The 22921-nt window shown below is 56.2% G+C and carries 20 protein-coding genes and 1 tRNA gene; 9 read left to right on the top strand and 12 right to left on the bottom strand.

Annotation, left to right across the window (positions count from 1 at the left end; genetic code table 11):
* The first annotated feature begins 105 nt into the window (after positions 1-105).
* The gene (locus tag GQR96_RS17705) at positions 106-1767 is read left to right on the top strand and encodes an alpha-keto acid decarboxylase family protein (protein WP_069135908.1); all 1662 of its coding nucleotides are present in this window, start codon (positions 106-108) and stop codon (positions 1765-1767) included.
* Here GQR96_RS17705 and GQR96_RS17700 read toward each other — a convergent pair.
* Positions 1764-2999 carry an ion channel protein gene (locus GQR96_RS17700; protein WP_004202026.1) on the bottom strand — a complete coding sequence of 412 codons (1236 nt, stop codon included), beginning with the start codon at positions 2997-2999 and terminating at the stop codon, positions 1764-1766. The two genes, GQR96_RS17705 and GQR96_RS17700, sit on opposite strands and share 4 nt — an antisense overlap.
* A 263-nt stretch (positions 3000-3262) precedes the next feature.
* Here GQR96_RS17700 and glk point away from each other — a divergent pair, with 263 nt between their 5' ends.
* On the top strand, positions 3263-4228 hold the full coding sequence (gene glk / locus GQR96_RS17695) for a glucokinase (RefSeq protein WP_004202027.1): 966 nt from the start codon (positions 3263-3265) through the stop codon (positions 4226-4228).
* A gap of 54 nt (positions 4229-4282) precedes the next feature.
* Here the strand turns inward: glk and GQR96_RS17690 are convergent, their stop codons facing one another.
* Both GQR96_RS17690 and GQR96_RS17685 read right to left on the bottom strand, forming a co-directional pair.
* Positions 4283-5020, bottom strand: coding sequence for a LytR/AlgR family response regulator transcription factor (locus GQR96_RS17690; RefSeq protein WP_069135932.1), 738 nt, complete (start codon positions 5018-5020; stop codon positions 4283-4285).
* Between the two features lie 11 nt (positions 5021-5031).
* On the bottom strand, positions 5032-6729 hold the full coding sequence (locus tag GQR96_RS17685; protein ID WP_017899496.1) for a sensor histidine kinase: 1698 nt from the start codon (positions 6727-6729) through the stop codon (positions 5032-5034).
* On the opposite strand from GQR96_RS17685, the gene GQR96_RS17680 reads away from it, so the two are divergent.
* Together GQR96_RS17680 and alaC are read left to right on the top strand one after the other, a co-directional pair.
* Entirely contained in the window at positions 6728-6826 is a 99-nt protein-coding gene (locus GQR96_RS17680; protein ID WP_032431109.1) for a hypothetical protein, read from the top strand. The genes GQR96_RS17685 and GQR96_RS17680 overlap by 2 nt on opposite strands.
* A gap of 286 nt (positions 6827-7112) precedes the next feature.
* Positions 7113-8327 (top strand): alanine transaminase, encoded by a 1215-nt coding sequence (gene alaC, locus GQR96_RS17675; protein WP_004202031.1) that lies wholly within the window; start codon positions 7113-7115, stop codon positions 8325-8327.
* A gap of 69 nt (positions 8328-8396) precedes the next feature.
* On the opposite strand, the gene ypdK is transcribed toward alaC, so the two are convergent.
* From ypdK to GQR96_RS17660, 3 genes are all read right to left on the bottom strand, one after another.
* Positions 8397-8468: a membrane protein YpdK gene (gene ypdK, locus GQR96_RS17670; protein WP_099119320.1), complete on the bottom strand. Its 72-nt coding sequence runs from the start codon at positions 8466-8468 to the stop codon at positions 8397-8399.
* A gap of 337 nt (positions 8469-8805) precedes the next feature.
* Entirely contained in the window at positions 8806-10002 is a 1197-nt protein-coding gene (locus GQR96_RS17665) for a CynX/NimT family MFS transporter (RefSeq protein WP_004202032.1), read from the bottom strand.
* Entirely contained in the window at positions 9999-10457 is a 459-nt protein-coding gene (locus GQR96_RS17660) for a nucleoside deaminase (RefSeq protein WP_004202034.1), read from the bottom strand. The genes GQR96_RS17665 and GQR96_RS17660 overlap by 4 nt, the downstream gene beginning before the upstream one ends.
* A gap of 132 nt (positions 10458-10589) precedes the next feature.
* On the opposite strand from GQR96_RS17660, the gene cynR reads away from it, so the two are divergent.
* Positions 10590-11498 carry a transcriptional regulator CynR gene (gene cynR / locus GQR96_RS17655; RefSeq protein ID WP_017899498.1) on the top strand — a complete coding sequence of 303 codons (909 nt, stop codon included), beginning with the start codon at positions 10590-10592 and terminating at the stop codon, positions 11496-11498.
* 30 nt (positions 11499-11528) lie between these two features.
* On the opposite strand, the gene GQR96_RS17650 is transcribed toward cynR, so the two are convergent.
* From GQR96_RS17650 to GQR96_RS17630, 5 genes are all read right to left on the bottom strand, one after another.
* Positions 11529-12389: a hypothetical protein gene (locus tag GQR96_RS17650; RefSeq protein WP_025999167.1), complete on the bottom strand. Its 861-nt coding sequence runs from the start codon at positions 12387-12389 to the stop codon at positions 11529-11531.
* 363 nt (positions 12390-12752) lie between these two features.
* The gene (locus GQR96_RS17645) at positions 12753-13235 is read right to left on the bottom strand and encodes a WbuC family cupin fold metalloprotein (protein ID WP_069135486.1); all 483 of its coding nucleotides are present in this window, start codon (positions 13233-13235) and stop codon (positions 12753-12755) included.
* Between the two features lie 118 nt (positions 13236-13353).
* The gene (locus tag GQR96_RS17640) at positions 13354-14691 is read right to left on the bottom strand and encodes a sensor domain-containing diguanylate cyclase (RefSeq protein WP_062914204.1); all 1338 of its coding nucleotides are present in this window, start codon (positions 14689-14691) and stop codon (positions 13354-13356) included.
* Positions 14692-15054: 363 nt separating this feature from the next.
* A tRNA-Arg gene (locus GQR96_RS17635) sits at positions 15055-15129 on the bottom strand.
* 89 nt (positions 15130-15218) lie between these two features.
* Positions 15219-16148: a formate/nitrite transporter family protein gene (locus GQR96_RS17630; RefSeq protein WP_069135487.1), complete on the bottom strand. Its 930-nt coding sequence runs from the start codon at positions 16146-16148 to the stop codon at positions 15219-15221.
* A gap of 289 nt (positions 16149-16437) precedes the next feature.
* Here GQR96_RS17630 and mlaA point away from each other — a divergent pair, with 289 nt between their 5' ends.
* Complete coding sequence (gene mlaA / locus GQR96_RS17625) at positions 16438-17199, top strand: phospholipid-binding lipoprotein MlaA (RefSeq protein ID WP_004201799.1); 762 nt, start codon at positions 16438-16440, stop codon at positions 17197-17199.
* Between the two features lie 59 nt (positions 17200-17258).
* Here mlaA and fadL read toward each other — a convergent pair whose 3' ends face one another.
* Positions 17259-18581 carry a long-chain fatty acid transporter FadL gene (fadL, locus tag GQR96_RS17620; RefSeq protein ID WP_004201798.1) on the bottom strand — a complete coding sequence of 441 codons (1323 nt, stop codon included), beginning with the start codon at positions 18579-18581 and terminating at the stop codon, positions 17259-17261.
* Between the two features lie 373 nt (positions 18582-18954).
* On the opposite strand from fadL, the gene GQR96_RS17615 reads away from it, so the two are divergent.
* The 3 genes from GQR96_RS17615 to fadJ all read left to right on the top strand — a co-directional run bounded on the left by GQR96_RS17615 (position 18955) and on the right by fadJ (position 22852).
* Entirely contained in the window at positions 18955-19239 is a 285-nt protein-coding gene (locus tag GQR96_RS17615; protein ID WP_004201797.1) for a YfcZ/YiiS family protein, read from the top strand.
* A gap of 158 nt (positions 19240-19397) precedes the next feature.
* Positions 19398-20708 (top strand): acetyl-CoA C-acyltransferase FadI, encoded by a 1311-nt coding sequence (fadI, locus tag GQR96_RS17610; RefSeq protein ID WP_057216383.1) that lies wholly within the window; start codon positions 19398-19400, stop codon positions 20706-20708.
* Positions 20708-22852 carry a fatty acid oxidation complex subunit alpha FadJ gene (gene fadJ, locus GQR96_RS17605; RefSeq protein ID WP_069135488.1) on the top strand — a complete coding sequence of 715 codons (2145 nt, stop codon included), beginning with the start codon at positions 20708-20710 and terminating at the stop codon, positions 22850-22852. The genes fadI and fadJ overlap by 1 nt, the downstream gene beginning before the upstream one ends.
* Positions 22853-22921: the final 69 nt, after the last annotated feature.

Here is a 22921-nt window from a genome sequence, read left to right as displayed (position 1 = left end):
GGGCGTAACTATTGCTTTACACCGGCTTTATCGTCCCCCTTCTGGACAGGCGGATCGCTTATTCAATACTCAAATTACACCTGCACCAAAATGAGGATAATGGACATGCAACCGACCTACACTATTGGGGATTATCTGCTGGATCGCCTCGTTGACTGCGGTATTGACCGCTTGTTCGGCGTACCAGGAGATTACAACTTACAGTTTCTCGATCGCGTCATTGCGCACAGCGCCTTGGGGTGGGTCGGCTGCGCCAACGAGCTGAATGCGGCCTATGCTGCTGACGGTTACGCACGCATTAAGGGGGCCGGCGCGTTACTAACAACCTACGGCGTCGGCGAACTAAGCGCCTTGAACGGCGTGGCGGGAAGCTATGCGGAGCATATTCCGGTATTACATATCGTCGGTGCGCCCTCCACTGGCGCTCAGCAGCGCGGCGAACTGCTGCATCACACCCTGGGTGACGGCGATTTCCGCCATTTTGCGCGAATGAGCGAGCAGATCACCTGTAGCCAGGCGCTGCTGACCGCTGGCAACGCCTGCCATGAAATCGACCGTGTTCTGCGCGATATGCTGACGCATCATCGACCCGGCTATCTGATGTTGCCGGCCGATGTCGCCAGAGCGGCAGCGATTGCCCCAGCGCAGCGCTTGCTGGTTGAGGCCGCTCCGGCGGATCAAAACCAGCTCGCCGGATTCTGCGAACATGCCAGCCGCCTTCTGCGGGGCAGTCGACGCATTTCCCTGCTGGCGGACTTCCTCGCGCAACGCTATGGCCTGCAGAACACGCTCCGGGAGTGGGTGGCGAAAACCCCCGTCTCCCACGCCACCATGCTCATGGGCAAGGGGCTGTTCGATGAGCAGCAGAGAGGTTTTGTCGGCACCTACAGCGGCATCGCCAGCGCGCCTCAGACCCGGGAGGCTATCGAAAACGCCGACACCATCATCTGCATTGGTACGCGCTTCACCGACACTATCACCGCAGGGTTCACCCAGCATCTGGCGCGGGAGAAGACCATTGAGATCCAGCCCTTCGCCGTCAGGGTGGGCGATCACTGGTTCAGCGGCGTGCCGATGGATCAAGCCCTGGCTGCGCTGATGTCCCTTTCCGCACCGCTGGCGGCGGAGTGGGCGGCGCCTCAGGTCGTGGCGCCGGAAGTGGAAGAGGAGGGTGAAGGCGAGTTAACCCAGAAGAATTTCTGGTCGACAGTGCAGGATGCGCTGCGCCCCGGCGATATTATCCTCGCCGATCAGGGGACGGCGGCATTTGGCATCGCGGCGCTTAAGCTCCCCTCTGAGGCATCGCTGATCGTCCAGCCGCTGTGGGGATCGATTGGTTTTACCCTCCCGGCCGCCTATGGCGCGCAAACCGCGGCGGCAGAGCGGCGGGTGGTGCTGATCGTCGGCGATGGCGCCGCCCAGCTGACGATTCAGGAAATGGGCTCTATGCTGCGCGATAAACAAAAGCCGCTTATTCTGCTGCTTAATAACGAAGGGTATACCGTAGAACGGGCGATTCACGGTCCGGAGCAGCGCTACAATGATATTGCCCTGTGGGACTGGCGGCGCCTGCCGGAAGCCTTCGCCCCGGACGTTGCCTCGCGCTGCTGGCGGGTTACGCACACTGCTGAGCTACGGGAGGCGATGGCGGAGAGTATCACCTCCGATACTCTCACCCTGGTGGAAGTGATGCTGCCGAAAATGGATATCCCCGATTTCCTGCGCGCGGTGACGCAGGCGCTGGAGGAACGAAACAGCCGCGTTTAGTCGGTATGGTGTCTGGCAATCATTAAGGGCCTCCCGGCCAGCAGCAGCCAGGCCGGGAGCATCACAATGCACAGCAGCGGCAGCAGCGTGGTGTCCGGAACCACCACAGCGGCCATAAACAGGCTCAGCCAGCCGTCGCGGGTGACGACCAGCACCATGCCGAGGATCGCGCAGGAGACGGTAATTGCCGCCGGCACGGCGTCCACGTGGGCATGCAGCATCAGCCCCAGCGCCACGCCGACGAAGACCGCGGGGAAAATCCGCCCACCGCGAAAGCCGCAGGCCGAGGCGAGAACCAGCGCAGCCAGTTTGACCAGCGCAATGAGCAGATAATCCGAGGCGGTCAGCGTCTGGCTGAAGGCCAACTGCTGCATCTCATCCAGCCCCTTAAACAGCGTTAAATGTCCGCCAATGGTTCCAAGGATCCCTAACAGCAAGCCGCCGAGGCCCAGCGTCAGGATTGGGTTTTTCAGGCGATGCATCAGCGTGTGCAGGCGCGGCAGACACCAGACGGCGACCATACCGACAGCGATAGCGATCAGGGCGACGATCATGCCGCTGACGATATCGACGAAGTGCATCTGGCTATAGTGCGCGATCGGCAGCGTGAAGTGGGGGTGGAAAAACAGCCCGGTCGTCAGCGCGCCCGCGGCGGCGGCAAGCATCGGGGCAAACAGACGATCCCACAGCGGCGACTCGTTGCTGCTGTTCAGGGTTTGCGAAAAAATCAGCGCGGCGGCCACCGGGGTGCCGAAGAGGGCGCCGATGGTGCCTGAGGCCGCGAGAATGGTCCAGTCCAGAGAGCTGACCCGGGGGAACAGTCGGGAGCCGACGGCGACGGCCAGCGCAATATTCACCACCATAATTGGATGCTCCGGGCCCAGGCTGACGCCGCCGGCGAGGCCAAGGATCAGCGCCGCCAGCAGCCCGGGCAGCGCGCCGGTGGCAATAGGCGCGCCGATTAACGACTCGGTCGCCGGGTCCGGCCCGGCGTGCCCCGGGCTGTAACGGACGACCAGGCCCACCGCGATCCCCGTCGCCGTGAGAATGGCGATGATCCACAGCGGGTTGTCGGCGCTCACCCCAAACTGCACAGGCAGATCGCTCCACAGGATGCGCTGCAGCAACGCGGCAACTTTCATCGCGCCGATCAGGATCAAACTGGAGGCGATGCCAATCAGGATAGCTGGCACCGACAGGATCAGCATTGTTCTGGCGCGAGGATGGAGCATGAAAATGTCCTTGTTAAAGTTCAGGAGCACTACTTTGCCTTTGTCGACGGGGACCGTCGATGCAAATGGTGCTGAAACGATAAAGTTAAGGCGGCGTCTGATACCCGTGGCCTCGTTAATAGGCTACTTTGCATTGATTACAAACTAAATGTGACCTGTGTCGCTAAACAAGGGGCGTCCGCGAGTTGGACGTTGTTGTTAAGCCGCCATGAATTTACAGTGTGCCAAAAGATTTATTTTGACTTTAGCGGAGCCGTAACGGAATGACAAAATTTGCTTTAGTAGGAGATGTCGGGGGGACCAACGCCCGCCTGGCGCTGTGTGATCTGGCGAGCGGAGAGATCTCTCGTGCAAAGACCTATTCCGGGCTCGATTACCCCAGTCTGGAGGCGGTGGTGCGCGTCTATCTCGAGGAGCATCAGGTGACGGTCAGCGAAGGCTGTATCGCCATCGCTTGCCCGATCACCGGCGACTGGGTGGCGATGACCAACCATACCTGGGCCTTCTCCATCGCCGAGATGAAGCGCAACCTTGGCTTTGCGCACCTGGAGATTATTAACGATTTCACCGCCGTTTCAATGGCCATCCCGATGCTGAAAGCTGAGCACCTGATTCAGTTCGGCGGCAGCGCGCCGGTAGCCGGCAAACCGATCGCCGTTTATGGCGCCGGAACCGGGCTGGGCGTAGCCCATCTGGTGCACGTTGATAAGCGTTGGGTCAGCCTGCCTGGCGAAGGCGGCCATGTCGATTTTGCGCCGAACAGTGAAGAAGAGGGCATTATTCTGGAAGAGCTGCGCGCTGAACTGGGGCACGTCTCCGCAGAACGCGTGCTCTCGGGGCCTGGTCTGGTCAACCTCTATCGCGCGATAGTCAAATCGGATGGTCGACTGCCGGAGAACCTGCAGCCGCGTGAGGTCACCGAGCGGGCGCTGGCGGATAGCTGCACCGACTGTCGCCGGGCGCTGTCGCTGTTCTGCGTCATTATGGGGCGCTTCGGTGGAAACCTGGCGCTGACCCTGGGGACGTTTGGCGGCGTGTATATCGCCGGCGGCATCGTGCCGCGCTTCCTGGAGTTCTTTAAAGCCTCCGGCTTCCGCGGCGGTTTTGAGGATAAAGGCCGATTTAAAGCCTATGTCCAGGATATCCCGGTTTACCTGATCGTGCATGACAACCCAGGCCTGCTGGGCTCCGGCGCGCATCTGCGTCAGACGCTGGGTCAGGTGCTGTAAGCGCATTCCTCCCGGGCTACCGCCGTAGCCCGGCAAGGCGGGGCTCCCCGTCGTCTACAGATTCATCAGCTGGCGAAACTCTTTCACTTTACTGCGACTGACCGGAACCTGAAACTCCAGGTCGCGCAGGCGTAGCACGTAGGTATTGTTAAACCATGGCTCAATTTCACGAATTTTGCTGAGATTCACACAGTACGAGCGGTGACAGCGAAAGAAATGTGCGGTGGGCAGTTTGCTGCAGAATTCGGTAATGTTCATCGGCATGACGAAAGACTCCCGGCGAGTGTAGACGAAGGTCATCTTCTCGTGTGCCTCTGCATAATAGATATCATGGATACTGGTGACGATGATCCGTTCATCTTTTATCAGATTGATGGTGTCGTTTTCCCGAGGCGCCGCGCTGGCTAGCCCGGAGGCGGCGTTATTTTGCTGCTGCCAGGCGGCGGTCAGCTTCTGCAGCATATTGATGATGCGCGACTCCTGGTAGGGCTTGAGGATGTAGTCAAACGCCTCAAGCTCAAAGGCTTCCACGGCGTGTTCTTTCCACGCGGTGATAAAAACGATAAAAGGCTTATGGGCGAACTGGCTGATGTTCTGCGCCAGCAGAACGCCGTCCAGCGACGGAATATTGATATCGAGAAAGATGGCGTCGACCTTGTTGTGCTGGAGAAATTTCAGCACGTCCAGACCGTCGTCAAAGCTGCCGACGATCTCCATCTGGCTGTGGGTGTTGATAAGCCAGGTGAGCTCCTGTTGGGCCAGAAACTCATCCTCCACAATGATAACTTTCATCTTTTCTCCGCTCATGACAACAGAGACTCCGTCAGCGCCTGCGGCGTAGAGTGATTGGGGACATAAAAGGCGATTTCCGTTCCTGGCGTCAGGGTGCGGATATGCAGCCCCTCGCCGTAGAGCAGTTTCACCCGATGATGAACGTTGAGCAGGCCGATTTTGTTACCTGGCATTTCATCGGCTTCCACGCGGGCGACCACGGCGGGATCGATGCCGTTGCCGGTGTCGCGAACGCTGATGCGAACCCGATTGCCGCACTCATTGATGCCAATCGTCACCACCCCTTTCCCTTTACACGGCTGAATGCCGTGCACAATGGCATTTTCCACCAGGGGCTGGATAAGCAGGCTCGGGATCACGCAGCTGACGTCGTCGTCAATATCATAGATGACCGTCAGTTTGTCGCCGAATCGCGCCTGTTCAATGGCGATGTAATCTTTGATCTGATACAGCTCTCGTTTGATATCGATCTGCTCATCGTCTTTTAATTCGATGTTATAGCGCAGATAGCGCGACAGATTAAAAATGAGCTGGCGCGCGGTGTCCGGATTAAGGCGAATCGAGGAGGAGATCGCGTTCAGGGCATTGAATAAAAAGTGCGGGTTAATCTTGCTTTGCAGAGCGCGCAGCTCCGCTTTGTTGGCCATCTCCCGCAGCTGTTCGGCGCGGGAAACCTCCAGCTGGGTGGAGATGATTTGTGACAGGCCTATCGCCATCTCCTGCAGCGTCGAGGTGATGCGATGGGCGTGGCAGTAATAGATTTTTAGCGTGCCGGTGACCACCCCCTTTTCCCACAGCGGGATGACCATTAAGGAGTGGATCTCCGGCGTGCGGTGGGCTTCGTCATTGTTTTTTATAATGATCTTTCCATAACGAATGGCCTGTCGGGTAGTGGGGCTGATGACATCGTCATGGTGTTGATAATTGGCTTCACCGACGCCCACGTAGGCCAGCACGTGTTCCGTATTGGTGATTGCCACCGCGTCGGCGGTAATGTCGCGGCGGATGATGTCGCAAACCTGGCGCAGAGAATCGCTGTTGACCTGACGGAACAGCGGCAGGGTTTTGTTGGCAATGTCGAGCGCCAGTTTCGCCTGCCGCGCGGCGCTGGCCTCCTTTTCCCCTTCCACGCTCTGCACCAGCAGCACGATAAAACCGATGCAGACGCTGCCGAGGATCATCGGGATACCAATTTTCGAGACGATATCCAGGCCGAGGCTCAGAGAGGGCGCCCAGACTATCACCAGGATCATGGTCAGGGTCTCGCAGACCATGCCGGCCAGAATGCCGATTTTCCAGCGTTGATCGCGGGCCACCTTGCGGTTAATCAACCCCGACAGCAGACCGGCGATGATGCTGGTGATAAAGCAGGGTACGGCGGTCACGCCGTCAATATCAATCAGATAGCGGTGCACACCGGCAATCACCCCGACAATGGCTCCCACCCATGGGCCAAACAGGATCCCGCCGGACATCACGGCGATGATACGCACGTTTACCAGCGATCCTTCCACCGGCACACCGGACCAGGTACTGAAGAGCGCGAACAGCGAGAAGATGGCGGTGACAGCCAGCAGCTCTTTCGGCGTATGCGCTGATTTATGCAGCAGTTCGCGGAACAGGCGCAGGCGAATAAGGAAAAACAGGCAAATAAGCATCAGGGCCGCACGATCATAGACCGCCAGCATCATAGTAAAGATTTCGTGCATGGGTGCGCCGCGTCAGTGGCCAGAAAAGGACATGATAAAAAACCTGACGACAGAAGACCAGCCGCAGAAAAATAATGAGGAAAAGACACACTTTTAAAAGGGGATTGAATCATGGCAAGGCGACAAACCGCTAGACAGCAGGGGAAACGATAAATACCCGTGATAGAAAAGATATCAATATGTTACCACTTGCATACAAAACGGTATTCATCCCGCGGCGTACTGCCGTATTTAGCGCAGACGATACCCGTTTTTAACGCCAGTGATTATTTTTCGTCAGGGCACTCGACAACGTGTTTTTTTTCAGGTTATTTTCTAAACGAGCCGCAACAGCGGCAGCGTCGCTCGGACGGTCCGGGCGCTAACGTTAATCAGAGGAACCTATGGCTGAATCCAGTCCTGAACGCCGTTTTACGCGTATCGATCGTCTCCCCCCGTACGTTTTTAATATTACTGCCGAACTGAAAATGGCTGCGCGCCGGCGCGGCGAAGATATTATCGATTTCAGTATGGGCAATCCCGATGGCGCGACGCCGCCGCATATCGTGGAAAAACTCTGCACCGTCGCGCAGCGGCCTGACACCCATGGTTACTCTACCTCGCGGGGGATCCCACGCCTGCGTCGCGCTATTTCGCGCTGGTATGAAGAACGCTATAACGTCGATATCGATCCGGAATCGGAAGCGATTGTCACCATTGGTTCGAAAGAGGGGCTGGCGCACCTGATGCTGGCGACGCTGGATCATGGCGATACCGTGCTGGTGCCGAACCCCAGCTATCCGATCCATATCTACGGCGCGGTGATTGCCGGGGCGCAGGTGCGCTCGGTGCCGCTGGTGGAAGGGGTGGATTTCTTTAACGAACTGGAACGCGCCATCCGCGAGAGCTATCCGAAGCCGAAGATGATGATCCTTGGCTTTCCCTCGAATCCGACCGCGCAGTGCGTCGAGCTGGATTTCTTTGAAAAGGTTGTCGCCCTGGCGAAGCAGTATGACATCCTGGTCGTCCACGATCTGGCCTATGCCGATATCGTGTATGACGGCTGGAAAGCGCCCTCCATTATGCAGGTGCCCGGCGCGCGCGATGTCGCCGTCGAGTTCTTTACCCTGTCGAAAAGCTATAACATGGCCGGCTGGCGCATTGGCTTTATGGTCGGCAATAAGACCCTGGTGAACGCGCTCGCCCGCATCAAAAGCTACCATGACTACGGCACGTTTACGCCGCTGCAGGTGGCGGCGATAGCGGCCCTGGAGGGCGATCAGCAATGCGTGCGGGATATCGCGGAACAGTATAAGCGCCGCCGCGATGTGCTGGTGAAAGGGCTCCACGAGGCCGGCTGGATGGTTGAGTGTCCGAAGGCGTCCATGTACGTCTGGGCGAAAATTCCGGAACCTTATGCCGACATGGGCTCGCTGGAGTTTGCGAAAAAGCTGCTTAACGAAGCGAAGGTTTGCGTCTCTCCGGGGATTGGCTTTGGCGATTATGGCGATACCCATGTCCGCTTCGCGCTGATCGAGAACCGGGACCGGACGCGTCAGGCGATCCGCGGCATCAAGGCGATGTTCCGCGCGGATGGCTTACTGCCCGCCGCGAGCTAGCGCTTCGGCGAATACGCTATAACAAAAACGGGAGCCTGTGGGCTCCCGTTTTTTTGACACCGCTGCAGTCTAGATCATCAGGGCAAAAGTACCGGCCCAAACGATGACCATAAAAGAGAGACCCATAAAGAAGTATTTCACGACTCATCACTCCACGCGCTTATGCGACGTTCAAATGAATTAATTGTTCTGTTTTTCAAGGGCTGTCGCCGGTGAAATCTCACCCTGCGGCAGCTCGCAATTCTGTGCGTTTAGTGCTCCAGATGGCGCTAATGTACGCCTAAAAAATCAGGGAAACAAGGGGCATTTTTTTATTAATTTTTAGTTACTTACGAGTGTCGTGATTCGGCGACACATTAATTTCGCCCGGTAATAAATTTAGCGCCAGCGACGCTACCAAAACGGGTTTCTCGTTAGTGAGATTAGCGGGGCTAGTCAGGCTTGGCGCGCGGCATTCAGGTTGCCACGCGCCGCCGGTTTAATGCAGATCAGAGGCGCGCTGTCGCCACTCGGCCGGGTAGTGCGCTGGGATAAAGCGCAGCGTGAGCGCCATGAGTAACAGGACACAAAGCGCATGCCAGGACCAGTCAAGGGTGTAGTTCCCGCTCAGGCTACGCAGCAGGCCGGAAAGCCAGGGCGACAGGCCGGCGATGATAAATCCGATACCTTGCATAAAGGCTACCAGCCGGCCAGCCACCGTCGGTTGTCCGGCGTGATCGAGGGCCAGCACCAGGCACAGGGGAAACGCGCCGCCCAGACCCACGCCGCAGGCGAGGGCCCAAAGCGCTGGGAAGTGCTGCGGCAGCCAGATGAAGCCGCAGAACCCAATCAGCTGTAGCGCCAGAGCAAGCAGCAGAAGCTGGCGCCGGTCATCCTGGCGAGCCAGCGCCGGCAGCAGCAGCGCGCCCGCGGTTTGCCCAACCGTCAGCAGCGCCAGCAGCGAGCCGCTGTACTGGGCGCTGTCGCCAAGCTGCATATAGTAGGGCGGCAGCCAGGCGATTAGACTGGCGTAGCCGGCGTTGATCAGTCCGAAATAGAGTCCCAGCGTCCAGGCGCGGCGCTGGCCAATAATCGCCACCCGGGGCGCGGCGCTGGTCTGATGCGGGGCGCGGGGCAGGTGCCGACAAATCGCCAGCCAGCTGAACAGGGCGAGGAGGGCGGGGAGCGCCCACCAGGCCAGCGCATCCCGCCATGCTGTGCTATGCGACGCCAGCCATGGCGTAAACGCAGCGCCTAACCCGCCACCGCCCATTAGCGCCGCTGACCATAGCCCCATCACCAGCGGCGTCCGGCGGGCGAACAAGCGCTTAATTACCGCCGGGATGGCAGCCTGGATTATGCCGATGCCAACGCCTCCGGCCAGGGCGCTGGTGAGCAGTAGGCCGCTATTCGGAGCGATTTCCCGCAGCAGGGCGCCCGCCGCGATAATCAGCAGACTTAGCGCAATGCTACGGTTTTGACCGACATAACGATCGACCGAACCGGCGGCCAGCGCCAGCACGCCCATCGCTATCACCGGCAGGGCGGTCAGTAGCGCGGCCAGGGTATAGCTCATCCCGCTGGCGGCACGGATCTCCGGAAGTAAAGGGCCGATGGAGGTGAGCAGCGGTCGCATATTTATGCCGATCAGCACCAGGATCCCCAGCGTCAGATTCTGTCGCAACACGGCTTTCATGGCTGCTGTTCCGCCCACCGCTGATAAACTGCCAGCCCCTCCGGCTGCGGGCGATGATGGATCGGCAACGTCTGCTGCGCCAGCGGCTGCTGCAACTGCTGATAAATCGCGGCGGTAGATAGCTGGAAAGGTTCTCCGTCCTGATTGCTGTTGGCGAAAAACACTTCCCGCACGCCGGTTAAATAGAGGGCGCTAAGACACATCGGGCAAGGTTGTCCGCTGGCGTAGATAACGCACTCGCGCAGAACCTCGCTCCCCAGCCTGGCGGCAATATCGCGAACGGCATTCAGTTCGGCATGCGCCGTTGGGTCGCCGCTTAGATGAAAGGTATTGACGGCTTCGGCGACAACCTCGTCATGGCGCACCAGCACGGCGCCAAAGGGACGACCGCCGTGGCTGATGTTGTGGTTTGCCAGCGTTAGGGCGCGCTGGAGATAGCGATCGTGAGCGGACATAGTCACTCCTGCATAAGATGCTGTTCAGGGAAAAAAAGGCAACGGGTCGTGCGTAGAGGGTACGTAACTTGTTTCATAAGTTAAAAGACTTATTTATGATTAACCCTAGTTGAATTACTTATAGGTAAGCGGATGCTCCTGCGCCATCTTTCCTACTTTATCGCCGTGGCAGAACACCGTGGCTTTACTCGCGCCGCCGCGGCGCTGCACGTCTCCCAGCCTGCGCTGTCACAGCAGATCCGCCAGCTTGAAGCCATGCTGGAGGTTCAGCTTTTCGACCGTTCTGGCCGTTATACCCGGTTAACCGATGCCGGAGAGATCTGGCTGGAGTATGCTCGCCGGGCGTTACGCGATCTTGAGGAAGGGCGGCGCGCTCTGCATGACGCTGAGGATCTGCAGCGTGGCAAACTCCGCATTGCCATGACGCCGACCTTCACCACCTATATGCTGGGACCGCTGGTGGAAAACTACTATCGACGCTACCCCGGAGTGAAATTGCTGATTCAGGAGATGAACCAGGAGCGCATGGAAACGATGTTGCTGCAGGATGAACTGGATGTCGGCATTGCCTTTGACGAAAGCCGTTCCCGGGATATTGTCGTTCATCCGCTGCTGACGGAAACCCTCGCGTTGGTGGTGAGCCGCAGTCATCCTCTGGCCAGAGAGAACGCGCTCCGGCTGCAGGCGCTCGACGCGCAGCCGCTGATTTTACTGAGCAGCGAGTTTGCCACCCGGGAGCAGATCGATCGTTATTGCCGTCGTCATCGGCTCGAACCTGACGTGCGGATGGAGGCCAACTCTATCGGCGCCGTTATGTCGGTCATTCGGCGCACGCCCCTTGCGACACTGCTGCCGGCGGCGATCGCCGGGCAGTTTGATGATGTAGTGGCTATTGAGCTCGAACCTGCGCTGCTGCAGCGAACGGCCTGTTTGCTACAGCGCAGGGATGCATGGCAGAGCGCCGCGGCACGCGAATTTATCGCCCTGGCGCGGGAGATTGCGCTAACGCTTGAGCAGGAAAACCGCCTGCCTCCTGCCTGACGGCCTGCGTCGCTCGGCGGCGAGCCTGGACTAACGGTGGGTTGCGCTGCTGAAGTCGGCCTCATTGGGCAGGACATCCTCTCTCAGCATGACTTCCTCCTTAAGCCTTTCCAGCACGTGATGAAAGAGCTGGGTCTTGTCTGGCTCAGCCATCTTCTGCAATTTCACATTAAATAAAGTATGGGACTGAATTAGATCGTGGATAAATTCCAGCAGTACCTCACTTTGCGGAAGGGAGGTTAATTCCTGATGGATATAACCGGTTTGTTGCCGTAGCGGATTTTTTGTGACATCCATCGGTCGGGCGCTAATGCTATGGGCAAATATTTTCTCAATTGCCTGACTGGTAATATAGAGCCGGTTCAATGACAGGGTGGGGTTTTCTGCCTCCTGCGGAATGAAGTGACAATATACAAACGGTTTCTCAGGCAGCATCATGCTGAGCCTGTTTTCATGATGAATATCGTCAGGCGCCTCCAGTAACGCCATTAAATTCCGGCTGTGCGGATGCCAGAGTCCTGACGCAGTGACCTTGACGTTGAACTGCGTGACGGTATTCCCGCGCAGGGTTTCCATGACGGGAATATCGCCATCAAGCCGCAGAATGCTATGGATATGAGAGTGTGGCGACAAGAAGGTCTCCACCGTCTCCGATGAATTGAGTGGATTAAATGTGCTGGTTACTTCTTTTTCCTGATGAGAAAGGACGGCGAGTTTTAATGTTCCCCGCGTCGGGTTAAGCTTCAGGCATAGATTGATCGCGCCGATATCATGCCAGTGAAGAATGTCTTCAATTTCGCAGTTTAATAATTTTTGCGCCCGGGGGAGAGAGCAATACTCCATTGGCGGTAAATTATTTAATTTCCAGATATTCCGTTCTGTTATATTCATAAGTTTTTTTGTTGCTAAAAAATAGCGGTTAGTATTGGGCGTAATCATCTAACAGCCACGTTTTATTGCCTGGACTCCCTGACCTGATTAATGAAACGCATTCACGTAGAGAATATTATATCGATAAGTTGATTATTCTTATTGTTACGTCAGATATTAACTTGACTGCGTTATCCTATCATTTATTTCGCTCGAGAAAAATAGTTTGCTTAGCGCCTGAATACAACACTTTTTTGTTATTTTTATTAATGACTCCGACGAGGGCGAACGCAGCATGAGGAGTACGCGGCTCTGGAGACAAATGCCGCGACGACCGGGATAACGCAAACGGATGCTCGCAGCATCCGTTTGCAGCGGCCAGGCTTACTGCGACACAGAGGGATAGCGATCCCCCGGCTGCGCGATGGCATACCAGGCCATCATCTCTGCGGTACCCGGCTGACCTTCGGCTGGCGCCCAGTCCATGGTGTCGATTTCAGCAAGCGGTTGATAAGCGCCTTGTTTGACTTCAAATACCATTCCTCCTGCGTCAAGTGAGAGCACCGTATGCCAGGTGCCGGGCTCCATTTCCAGGGCCGTGCAGGTTTCACCCAGCACCACCCGGTTAGTAATCACGCCATGGTCATCAAAATTTAGCACCACAAAGCGGCCTTTCAGCGGCAGCAAAAGTTCAAAAGTATGTCGGTGCCGGTGCGGGCGGATATAGGTGCCGGGTTCCATAGCGATAGCCAGGCGCTGCACCGGATCTCTCAGCTCAGGGTGAAAATTGCGATGGGCACGTAAGCGCGGGGAAGTGGTTGCCGCTTCGCTCTGCTGCTGCATATCGCTAAGGGTGATCTGTTTCATACCAACGCCTGGCTCCTTTGTTGTCCAGAGAGTGTTGAATCGGCAGGGCGGCAGGTTGACGCCCAGGCCACGCCATATTGTACGCAGAAAGCGTGTTGCTGTCGGTTAATTGTCGAGGCTATCGAGTACAGGAGGACTTCTGCCAGGCAACCACACAATTCCTTCCTGCTTTTTTTGCCTGGTACAGGGCGTCGTCGGCGCGGTTAAGTAATTCAGTCTCTACCGTTTTAGGATCCTCCGTAGTGGCAAGGCCGATACTGATCGTGACGCTCTCGGGGAGTTTAACCCTGCTGCTGACGTCGCCTGGGGAGATAATAGCCTGGCGAATCCGCTCAGCGATGAGTTGCGCCTGCTGTTGGCCGACGTCAGGCAGTAATAGTGCAAATTCCTCGCCGCCTGTTCTGGCCACAATATCATCTCTTCGAACCTGATCCTGAAGAACCCAGGCTACATACTGAATAACAAGATCTCCCTGAAAGTGGCCATATTTGTCATTTATGCGTTTGAAATGATCGATGTCGCATAACAAGATAGACAATGGTTTTTGCACAGAGACCCGTTGCATTTTTTTTGTCAGCGCAAGGTAAAAATAGCGACGGTTGTACAGCTGCGTCAGATAATCACGAATCGAGTTCTGATAGGCATTCTCATATTTATTGTTGGATAATTGATAAAGCTTAAACGCATTAAGGAAAATAATAATAATAAAGATCAGGGTGCCCAGCGTTTCGAAAAGCCTCGCTTTATACCATGTGTTTTCGCTAGCGACATCTGCGGTTGTTAAGAAAGAGAAGGTTAAGATATAAACGAAGCAGTAAAAATAGATTCCTGTCCAGAATATATTTCTGAAGCGGGTTAATGCAATCGTCGTGAAAAAGAGGAGCGTCCACATGTAAACCATTATATTACTGGCTAAGCGAATCGTTGGTTCATACAAGTGCGTTGAGGAAAATCCAACAATCAGGACGATAGCTAAAGTAAGGCTTATGCAGGCAAAGGTAATAATAATGTGATTATGGGAGGCCAGCAGGCGATGAGAACGAAATCTGTATACTAATGCCGCGGTGATGATTTGGGTGAGTGTTAAGGCGTTGCGGTAAAAGTAATACCGCAGAATTTCATTGTATGAGATTGAGTCGTTGAGATTGCAATAAAACATTTTGCTGTAATTATGTAACGCAAGAATCATCATTATGGCAGAGCCAATAAAGGCACAGGCTACTGGTATGAGAAACAGACAGCGTTTATCACTTAAGTATTTTAAAGCGATAGTTATTGATATTAAAAAGTAAAATATCAGAATAATAAGGGTCATGCCGTAAAACAACAACGGCGCCGGGGTCGTTATCGTGTTAATGTAGGTTGTGGTAAAATTAATTAAGCAAAATAGCGCCAGTATAGATACAATAAAAAACAACGGTGTCCGGAGCGTTGATGAGGCTGAAGGCCTGTTCATTAGGTCATACCTGTCAGGGTAAGAAAACTATGTTGTTATGATCGTGAATATCAATATTGTGAATGACGGTGAGGAGGGAGTAGTATGCTTTTCGTGCGGTTGCTGCTGACGATATCATTACGTTTTACAACTCGTCTTTTCCTGTGAGTCTTTCATTTTATTTGTAAAATGATCACTGGTGTTTTCCTCTTTTTAAAAAGAGGAATGGCGCAACGGGTTTTATATCTATAAATAAATCACTTTGTGCGTTAACAGGGAGGGGCATTGATGATCAGGTCGGTACTAGCTTGAGTGAACTATCTACCGGAGCTGCAGAAAAATCATCAAAAATCGCCGTGGATCCGACATAAAACAGGAGGGTCATGGTGTCCCCTGCAGGAATCGAACCTGCAACTAGCCCTTAGGAGGGGCTCGTTATATCCATTTAACTAAGGGGACAAGGCGGCACGAGTATAGCGTTTTTCGCCCGCCTGAGTAAGTGCCATACCGTCTGACTGCTTAAACCCTCGCCATTCTGAGCGCTTTTTTTATGCCCGGTCGGCGTTTTTGGCTTTTCCGGCGGCCTGCGCGCGGGCTTCTGCTTTTCGCTTGTTGCTCATGTCGTTACGGATCTGCGCATGGCTCAACAGCGCGAAGATGAAGGTTCCGCCGCAGATATTTCCCGCCAGCGTCGGCAGGGCGAACGGCCAGATGAAGTCGCTCCAGGGAAGGCTTCCGTTAAATACCAGATAGAGGATCTCTACCGAGCCCACCACGATATGAGTGGTATCCGCCAGGGCGATAAGCCAGGTCATCAGAATGATCACCACGATCTTGGCGGCGCCGGCGAGGGGAAACATCCAGACCATGGTGGCGACCAGCCAGCCGGAAATAATTGCATTGGCGAACATCTCCGTCGGGCTGTTTTTCATCACATCTTCGGCGATGCTGACGAAGGCCTGGCGGGTCGGCTCATCAAAAACAGGCATATAATTGAAGGCCCATGCGGCCACCGCGGTGCCGATGAGATTGCCCGCCAGTACCACCGACCATAGCCGCATCAGCAAACCGACGTTTCCGGGGGTGGGATTGTGCATCACCGGCAGTACGGCGGTGACCGTGTTTTCCGTGAACAGCTGCTGGCGGGCCATAATCACGATAATAAAGCCGAAGGTATACCCGAGGTTCTCGAGTAAAAATCCGCCAGGGATCCCATCCAGCTTGACGTGAAAAATCCCTTTCGCCAGCAGGGAGGCGCCCATCGACAGACCGGCCGCAATCGCCGACCACAGCAGGGCCAGCGCATCGCGCTCCATCTCTTTTTCCCCTTCCTGGCGAATATGTTCATGGATCGCCATCGCCCGAGAGGGAAGGCGATCTTCGTCAACTTCTATCTCTTCACCGCGCTGTTTTTCTTCACTTTCGACCTCGCGTTCGTCATCCGCAGGCTTTAATTTGTTATCGTCTGGTTCATCCATTTCACGGCCCTCGCTGACAAGTTATCTAGTTAAAGCGTAGCGGCTTTCCCTGGCGACTGGCTGGGGATACTCTTAAATCGCAAAAATGGTTACGCCAGATTTTTATCGCTCCGCTAGAATAGGAGCCCCGCGATCTCGTTATTCCCAGGCTATGATCAAATCAACAACTTGGGTGATATAGACATCGTTCAACGTGCTGTTACAATCGCTCACATCTTTACGGGCGGAAACGTTGTCTTTCCGTCATGGATGGCAACTCGCGATAGCCATAAAAACCAGGGAGACATCTATGAATTATCGCCTGTCGGCGCTTGCGCTTGGCGCCACATTGCTGGTGGGATGTGCCAGTTCCAGCTCTGGCGATCAGCCGCAGGGGCGCTCAGACCCGTTAGAAGGGTTTAACCGCACGATGTTCAATTTCAACTTTAACGTGGTTGATCCTTACGTGCTTCGTCCCGTCGCGGTGGCATGGCGTGACTATGTTCCGCAGCCGGCGCGCAATGGCTTAAGTAACTTCACCAGCAACCTGGAAGAGCCGGCGGTGATGGTGAACTCCTTCCTGCAGGGCGACCCCTATAAAGGAATGGTCCACTTTACCCGCTTCTTCCTGAACACCATCCTCGGGATGGGGGGGCTGATCGATGTCGCCGGGATGGCTAATCCGCAGCTGCAGCGCGTTGAACCGCATCGTTTCGGCAGCACGCTTGGCCACTATGGCGTCGGCTATGGTCCGTATGTGCAACTGCCATTCTACGGCAGCTTTACCCTGCGCGACGAAGGCGGCGATATGGCCGATGGCCTCTATCCGGTGCTCTCCTGGCTGACCTGGCCGATGTCGATCGGCAAATGGGCGGTGGAAGGCATTGAAACACGCGCTCAGCTGCTGGATTCCGACGGTCTGCTGCGCCAGTCTTCCGATCCTTACATTATGGTGCGTGAAGCTTACTTCCAGCGTCATGACTTTATCGCCAACGGCGGTAAGCTGACCCCGGCGGACAATCCGAACGCCCAGGCCATTCAGGATGAACTGAAAGATATCGATTCACAGTAATCGGCAAAGAAAAAAAAGGGTGAACATGATGTTCACCCTTTTTTGTTGTGTGCCGCTTATCAGAAGCGGTAGTTGAAGTTGGCGCCGTACAGCCAGGCGGTCCCTTCGGAGCGGAAGGTATACGGGCCTTCCTTGATTTCAACATGCTGCCCATGCATATAGGAAATCCCGACGTCAACCGACGCATCCTTGTTGAACGCGTAGGTGGTACCCGCGCTCAGCCACAGGCGATCCTGATCCGGAATGGAAATGGAGCGATTGTTGGCTGGTACCGGGCTGTCATCGAAGGCGATACCGGTGCGGAAGGTCCAGTTATCGTCATAATAATAGGTGGTCCCCAACGCAAGTCGGTAGGCGTCCTTAAAGCCTTCCTCTTTATAGAACAGCGTCTGGCCGTTGCTGCCGGTGGCTTTCAGCTCCTGGAACTGACTCCAGCTGGTGTAGGTCAGACTGTAGTGGACCGCCCACTGCGGTGCTACGCGGTTATAACCCGACAGCTCCCACATTTCCGGCAGGTTAAGGGTCAGTGAACCGTCGGTGGTTTGGCCATTAGTACCTGCTGGCAGACCGAAGTTGCCGAGGATCTGGTTATAGGCTGCCGGCAGGCTGCTGCGGTAGTTACCGTCGAAGTCGATCTTGACCTCGGAACGGTAGGTTAAACCGTAGCGGTTATTTTTATCCAGCTCGTAGAGGATACCGGCGTTCCAGCCAAAGCCCCAGGCGTTGCCGTTAAGATGGGCGATCTGCGTGTCGGCCGGGATCTTCGCTACCTGGCCCGCCAGCGCCGGCGGCAGCGCGCCCGAGCCAGCGACAATCTGCCCCAGATCGCCAGCATAGCGCTCGATCTTCGCCTTAGCGTAGACCGCGTCAAAGCCTAAGCCGAAGCTCCAGTTGCTGTCGAGACGGTAGGCGCCGCTCAGGTTAAAGTTCGCGGTGGTCAGGTCGGTTTTCCCGCCCATGCTGCCGGCGGCATAGTCATCGTTGTATTCGGTTGCCAGGCCGTAGTTGGAGGTGATGGACGCCCCCCAACCAAACTGATCGTTAATCGGCGCGACAAAGTGGAAGTTAGGTACCCACGCCGTCGGGGCGATATTGTCTGCATTCAGGCTTTTGCCGGTGGGTGAAGTCCCGGAGACATTGACGCCCGGATCGACAAAAACGGCGCCCGCCGACATGGTCGGACGGTCAAACATCATAATTAATGCCGGGTTACGACTGGCATTGCCTGCATCGTCTGCGATAGCCCCTTCACCGGAATAGGCCCGACCCAGCCCTGATGAAGAGAATTCGTTGAGCTGGAAGCCTGCTGACCAGGCCTGGGTGGAAACAAGTGCGACAGCCACTGCAAGGGCAGATTGGGTAAAGCGGGTTTTCTGGCTCATGCCCATAACCTCATTGAGTTATTTTTTTTTAAACTATGTTACATGCCGTAACAGAAGCGCGGAAGTGTAGGGTCTGCGGTACAACAGAGAAATCAGACCAGTGCGCTGAGTATAGGTCTGACCAGATGAGTTGTTGCAAGTTTGTTTATGAAGTTTTTCAATTGTGATAACAGAAACGCGATCCAGCTGGCAAAATTGTCGGGGGGAAGGAGAGAGAGAAAAGGTGATTTTTGTTTTAGATCATTTTTAAGTGTGATTTCTGTCACTTAACGCCGCGATGGCGATTATCGGCTGGAGGCAGACCAGGGAGCGGGCGTAAAATAGGCACATAAATTGTCTGGCACCGCAGGTGCATATCCAGAGGAAATCTACGATGAGTAAATGTAGCGCTGATGAAACCCCGGTTTGCTGCTGTATGGATGTTGGGACCATTGTCGACAACACCGACTGCACCGCCTCATACAGCCGCGTATTCGCCAACCGTGCGGAAGCAGAGCAAATGCTCGCCGCGCTGAGCGAAAAAGCCCGCAGTGTGGAATCTGAACCGTGCAAGATTAATCCCGTCTTCGCCGACGTTGACGGCGGCGTACAGCTGGATATCGATTTTGTGTTTAGCTGTGAGGCCGAATCCCTGATCTTCCAGTTGGGTCTGCGTTAATCCCTCCGCTTAACGCCCCGTGAAAGGGGCGTTATCTTTTCCGTTCAATGTGTTTTGGCTCGCAATTTTTCGCTTCCCCGATTGGCTTAATGTAAAAAATTAGTTAACAATGCTATCAGGTCAGACCACTTGTTTGTCTTGGTTAACAGGGGAGAGTTATGAGTCAGGCATTACCGCTTATCACCCGGCAGGGCGATCGCATTGCCATTGTCACAGGGTTACGCACGCCGTTTGCGCGTCAGGCGACGGCATTTCATGGCATTCCCGCCGTTGATTTAGGAAAAATGGTGGTTGGCGAAATGCTGGCGCGCAGCGACATTCCTGCGCAAGCCATTGAGCAACTGGTCTTTGGTCAGGTTGTGCAGATGCCGGAGGCGCCGAATATCGCCCGGGAAATTGTGCTCGGTACCGGAATGAGCGTGCACACCGACGCTTACAGCGTCAGTCGCGCCTGCGCCACCAGCTTCCAGGCCGTGGCGAATGTCGCTGAAAGCCTGATGGCCGGCACCATCCGCGCCGGTATCGCCGGCGGTGCCGACTCCTCCTCTGTGTTGCCTATCGGCGTCAGCAAAACGCTGGCCCGCACGCTGGTAGATGCGAACAAAGCCCGCACGCTGAGCCAGAAACTGAAGCTGTTTTCCCGCCTGCGGCCGCGCGACCTGCTGCCGGTTCCCCCGGCGGTTGCTGAATATTCAACCGGCTTACGGATGGGCGATACCGCCGAGCAGATGGCGAAAAGCTGGGGGATCACCCGGGAACAACAGGATGCGCTGGCACATCGTTCACACCAGCTGGCAGCGAAAGCCTGGGAGGAGGGCAAACTGTCCGCAGAGGTGATGACCGCCTATGCTTCTCCCTTCCGCGAACCGCTGGAGCAGGATAACAATATCCGTAAAAATTCAACCCTCGCGGATTACCAAAAGTTACGTCCGGCCTTCGACCGTAAACATGGCACCGTTACCGCCGCCAACAGCACGCCGCTGACGGATGGCGCGGCGGCGGTGATCCTGATGACCGAGTCGCGGGCCAAAGAGCTGGGTCTGACGCCGTTGGGTTATCTGCGCAGCTATGCCTTTACCGCCATCGATGTCTGGCAGGATATGCTGCTGGGGCCCGCATGGTCCACGCCGCTGGCGCTGGAGCGCGCTGGCCTGACGCTGGCTGATCTCACGCTTATCGATATGCACGAAGCTTTCGCCGCGCAGACGCTGGCCAATCTCCAGTGTCTGGCAAGCGACCGCTTTTCCCGCGAGGTGCTGGGCCGCGCGCAGGCCACCGGTGAGGTGGATGAGAGTAAATTTAACGTCCTCGGCGGCTCTATCGCCTACGGTCACCCCTTTGCCGCCACCGGCGCGCGGATGATCACCCAGACGCTGCATGAGCTGCGGCGACGGGGAGGGGGATTTGGTCTGGTGACGGCCTGCGCGGCAGGCGGTCTGGGCGCGGCGATGATTGTGGAGGCTGAATAATGGATACTGTTTCCGCTTTTAAGCTTGAGGTCCGTGCGGACAAAATCGCGGTGATCACCATTGATGCTCCGGGTGAAAAAATGAATACCCTGAAGGCCGAGTTCGGCAATCAGGTGCGGGGACTGATACGCCAGATACGCGACGATAAGTCGGTGCGCGGCGTGGTATTTATCTCCGCCAAAGCCGATAACTTTATCGCCGGCGCAGACATCAACATGATTGCCCGCTGCCGCAGCGCGCAGGAGGCGGAAGCGCTGGCGCGCCAGGGGCAGCAGATTATGGCCGAAATCCATGGCTTGTCGATTCCGGTCATTGCCGCCATCCATGGCGCCTGTCTGGGCGGCGGACTGGAGCTGGCGCTGGCCTGCCATGGCCGCATCTGTAGCGATGACGAAAAAACCCGACTCGGGTTGCCGGAGGTACAGCTTGGTCTGCTGCCGGGTTCCGGTGGGACGCAGCGTTTACCGCGGCTAATCGGCGTCAGCACGGCGCTGGATATGATGCTCACCGGCAGGCAATTACGGCCGCGCCAGGCGCTGAAGGCCGGTCTGGTGGACGAGGTGGTGCCGCAGACAATTTTACTGCAGGCGGCGGTGGAGCTGGCGCTGAAGGGACGTCCGACCAGCCGCGAGGTGCCGGTTCGCGAACGCGTGCTGGCGGGCCCCCTCGGTCGCCATCTGTTATTTCAGTACGTCGGCAAGCAAACGCAGCGCAAGACCCAGGGCAACTACCCGGCGGTGAAGCGAATTTTGCAGGTCGTCGAGAATGGTCTGGCCCACGGCTGCAGCAGCGGTTACGCCGAAGAGGCCCGCGCGTTTGGCGAACTGGCGATGACCCCGCAGTCGCAGGCGCTGCGATCGATCTTCTTTGCCAGTACCGATCTGAAAAAAGACCGTGGCGCCGAGGCGGAACCCGCTCCGCTGAGAAGCGTTGCAGTACTGGGCGGCGGCCTGATGGGCGGGGGGATCGCCTATGTGACCGCCTGTAAAGGCGGACTGCCGGTGCGAATTAAAGATATTCAGCCGAGCGGGATCAACCACGCCTTAAAGTACAGCTGGGATCTGCTGAACAAACAGGTTCGCCAGCGCCGACTGCGCCCCAGCAAGCGCGATCGTCAGCTGGCGCTGATCACAGGCACTACCGACTATCAGGGCTTTGCCCATCGCGACGTGGTGATTGAGGCGGTATTCGAAGACCTGGCGCTGAAACAGCGGATGGTCAGTGAAGTGGAGCAAAACGGCGGGCCGCAGACTATCTTTGCCTCGAATACGTCGTCGTTACCAATAGGCGATATAGCCGCCCATGCCAGCCACCCTGAGCGGGTGGTCGGCCTGCACTTTTTCAGTCCGGTGGAGAAAATGCCGCTGGTTGAGGTGATCCCGCATAAGGGAACCGATCCGCAGACCATTGCCACGGTGGTGCAACTGGCTAAACGTCAGGGGAAAACGCCGATCGTCGTGGCGGACAAAGCGGGCTTCTATGTGAACCGCATTCTCGCGCCGTATATAAATGAAGCGATGCGTCTGCTGGTGGAGGGAGAACCGGTTGAGGTGATTGATAAGGCCCTGGTGAAATTCGGTTTTCCGGTTGGACCGGTTCAACTGCTGGATGAGGTGGGTATCGATACCGGCACCAAAATTATTCCCGTACTGGAGAATGCCTTTGGAGAACGTTTTAGCCCGCCTGCAAACATCATTGACGCGATTTTGAAGGACGATCGCAAAGGTAGAAAAAATAATCGTGGTTTCTATCTTTATGAGATAAAAGGGCGTAAAAGCAAAAAACGGCCCGACCCGGCAGTCTATCCGCTGCTGGGCATCGACCGCCCGCAGTCGCGGTTGTCCGCGCAGCAGGTGGCCGAGCGCTGTGTGATGCTGATGCTTAACGAGGCGGCGCGCTGCTTTGATGAGCAGATCATCCGTAGCGCGCGCGATGGTGATATCGGCGCCGTATTTGGTATAGGGTTTCCGCCATTTCTTGGCGGCCCGTTCCGGTATATGGATACTATCGGCGCGGGTGAAGTTGCCGCGATCCTGCAGCGCCTGGCCGCCCAGTACGGCCCACGTTTTACACCCTGTGACACTTTGTTACGCATGGCCGAACAGGGGACCACCTTTTGGCCAGCGGATGAACGGCTGACCTAAGTTGTGGTCAAAGAAGGTAAATCCGGCTGCGGATGACGCTGTTGATTGGCTGTTTTGTAAACAATCATT

This window comes from Klebsiella sp. PCX, assembly GCF_021869705.1.
In the GTDB taxonomy this organism is placed as follows: Bacteria; Pseudomonadota; Gammaproteobacteria; order Enterobacterales; family Enterobacteriaceae; genus Klebsiella; species Klebsiella quasipneumoniae.
The sequence above is the reverse complement of the archived record's forward strand: the minus strand, read 5'-3'. Positions and strand labels throughout refer to the sequence as shown.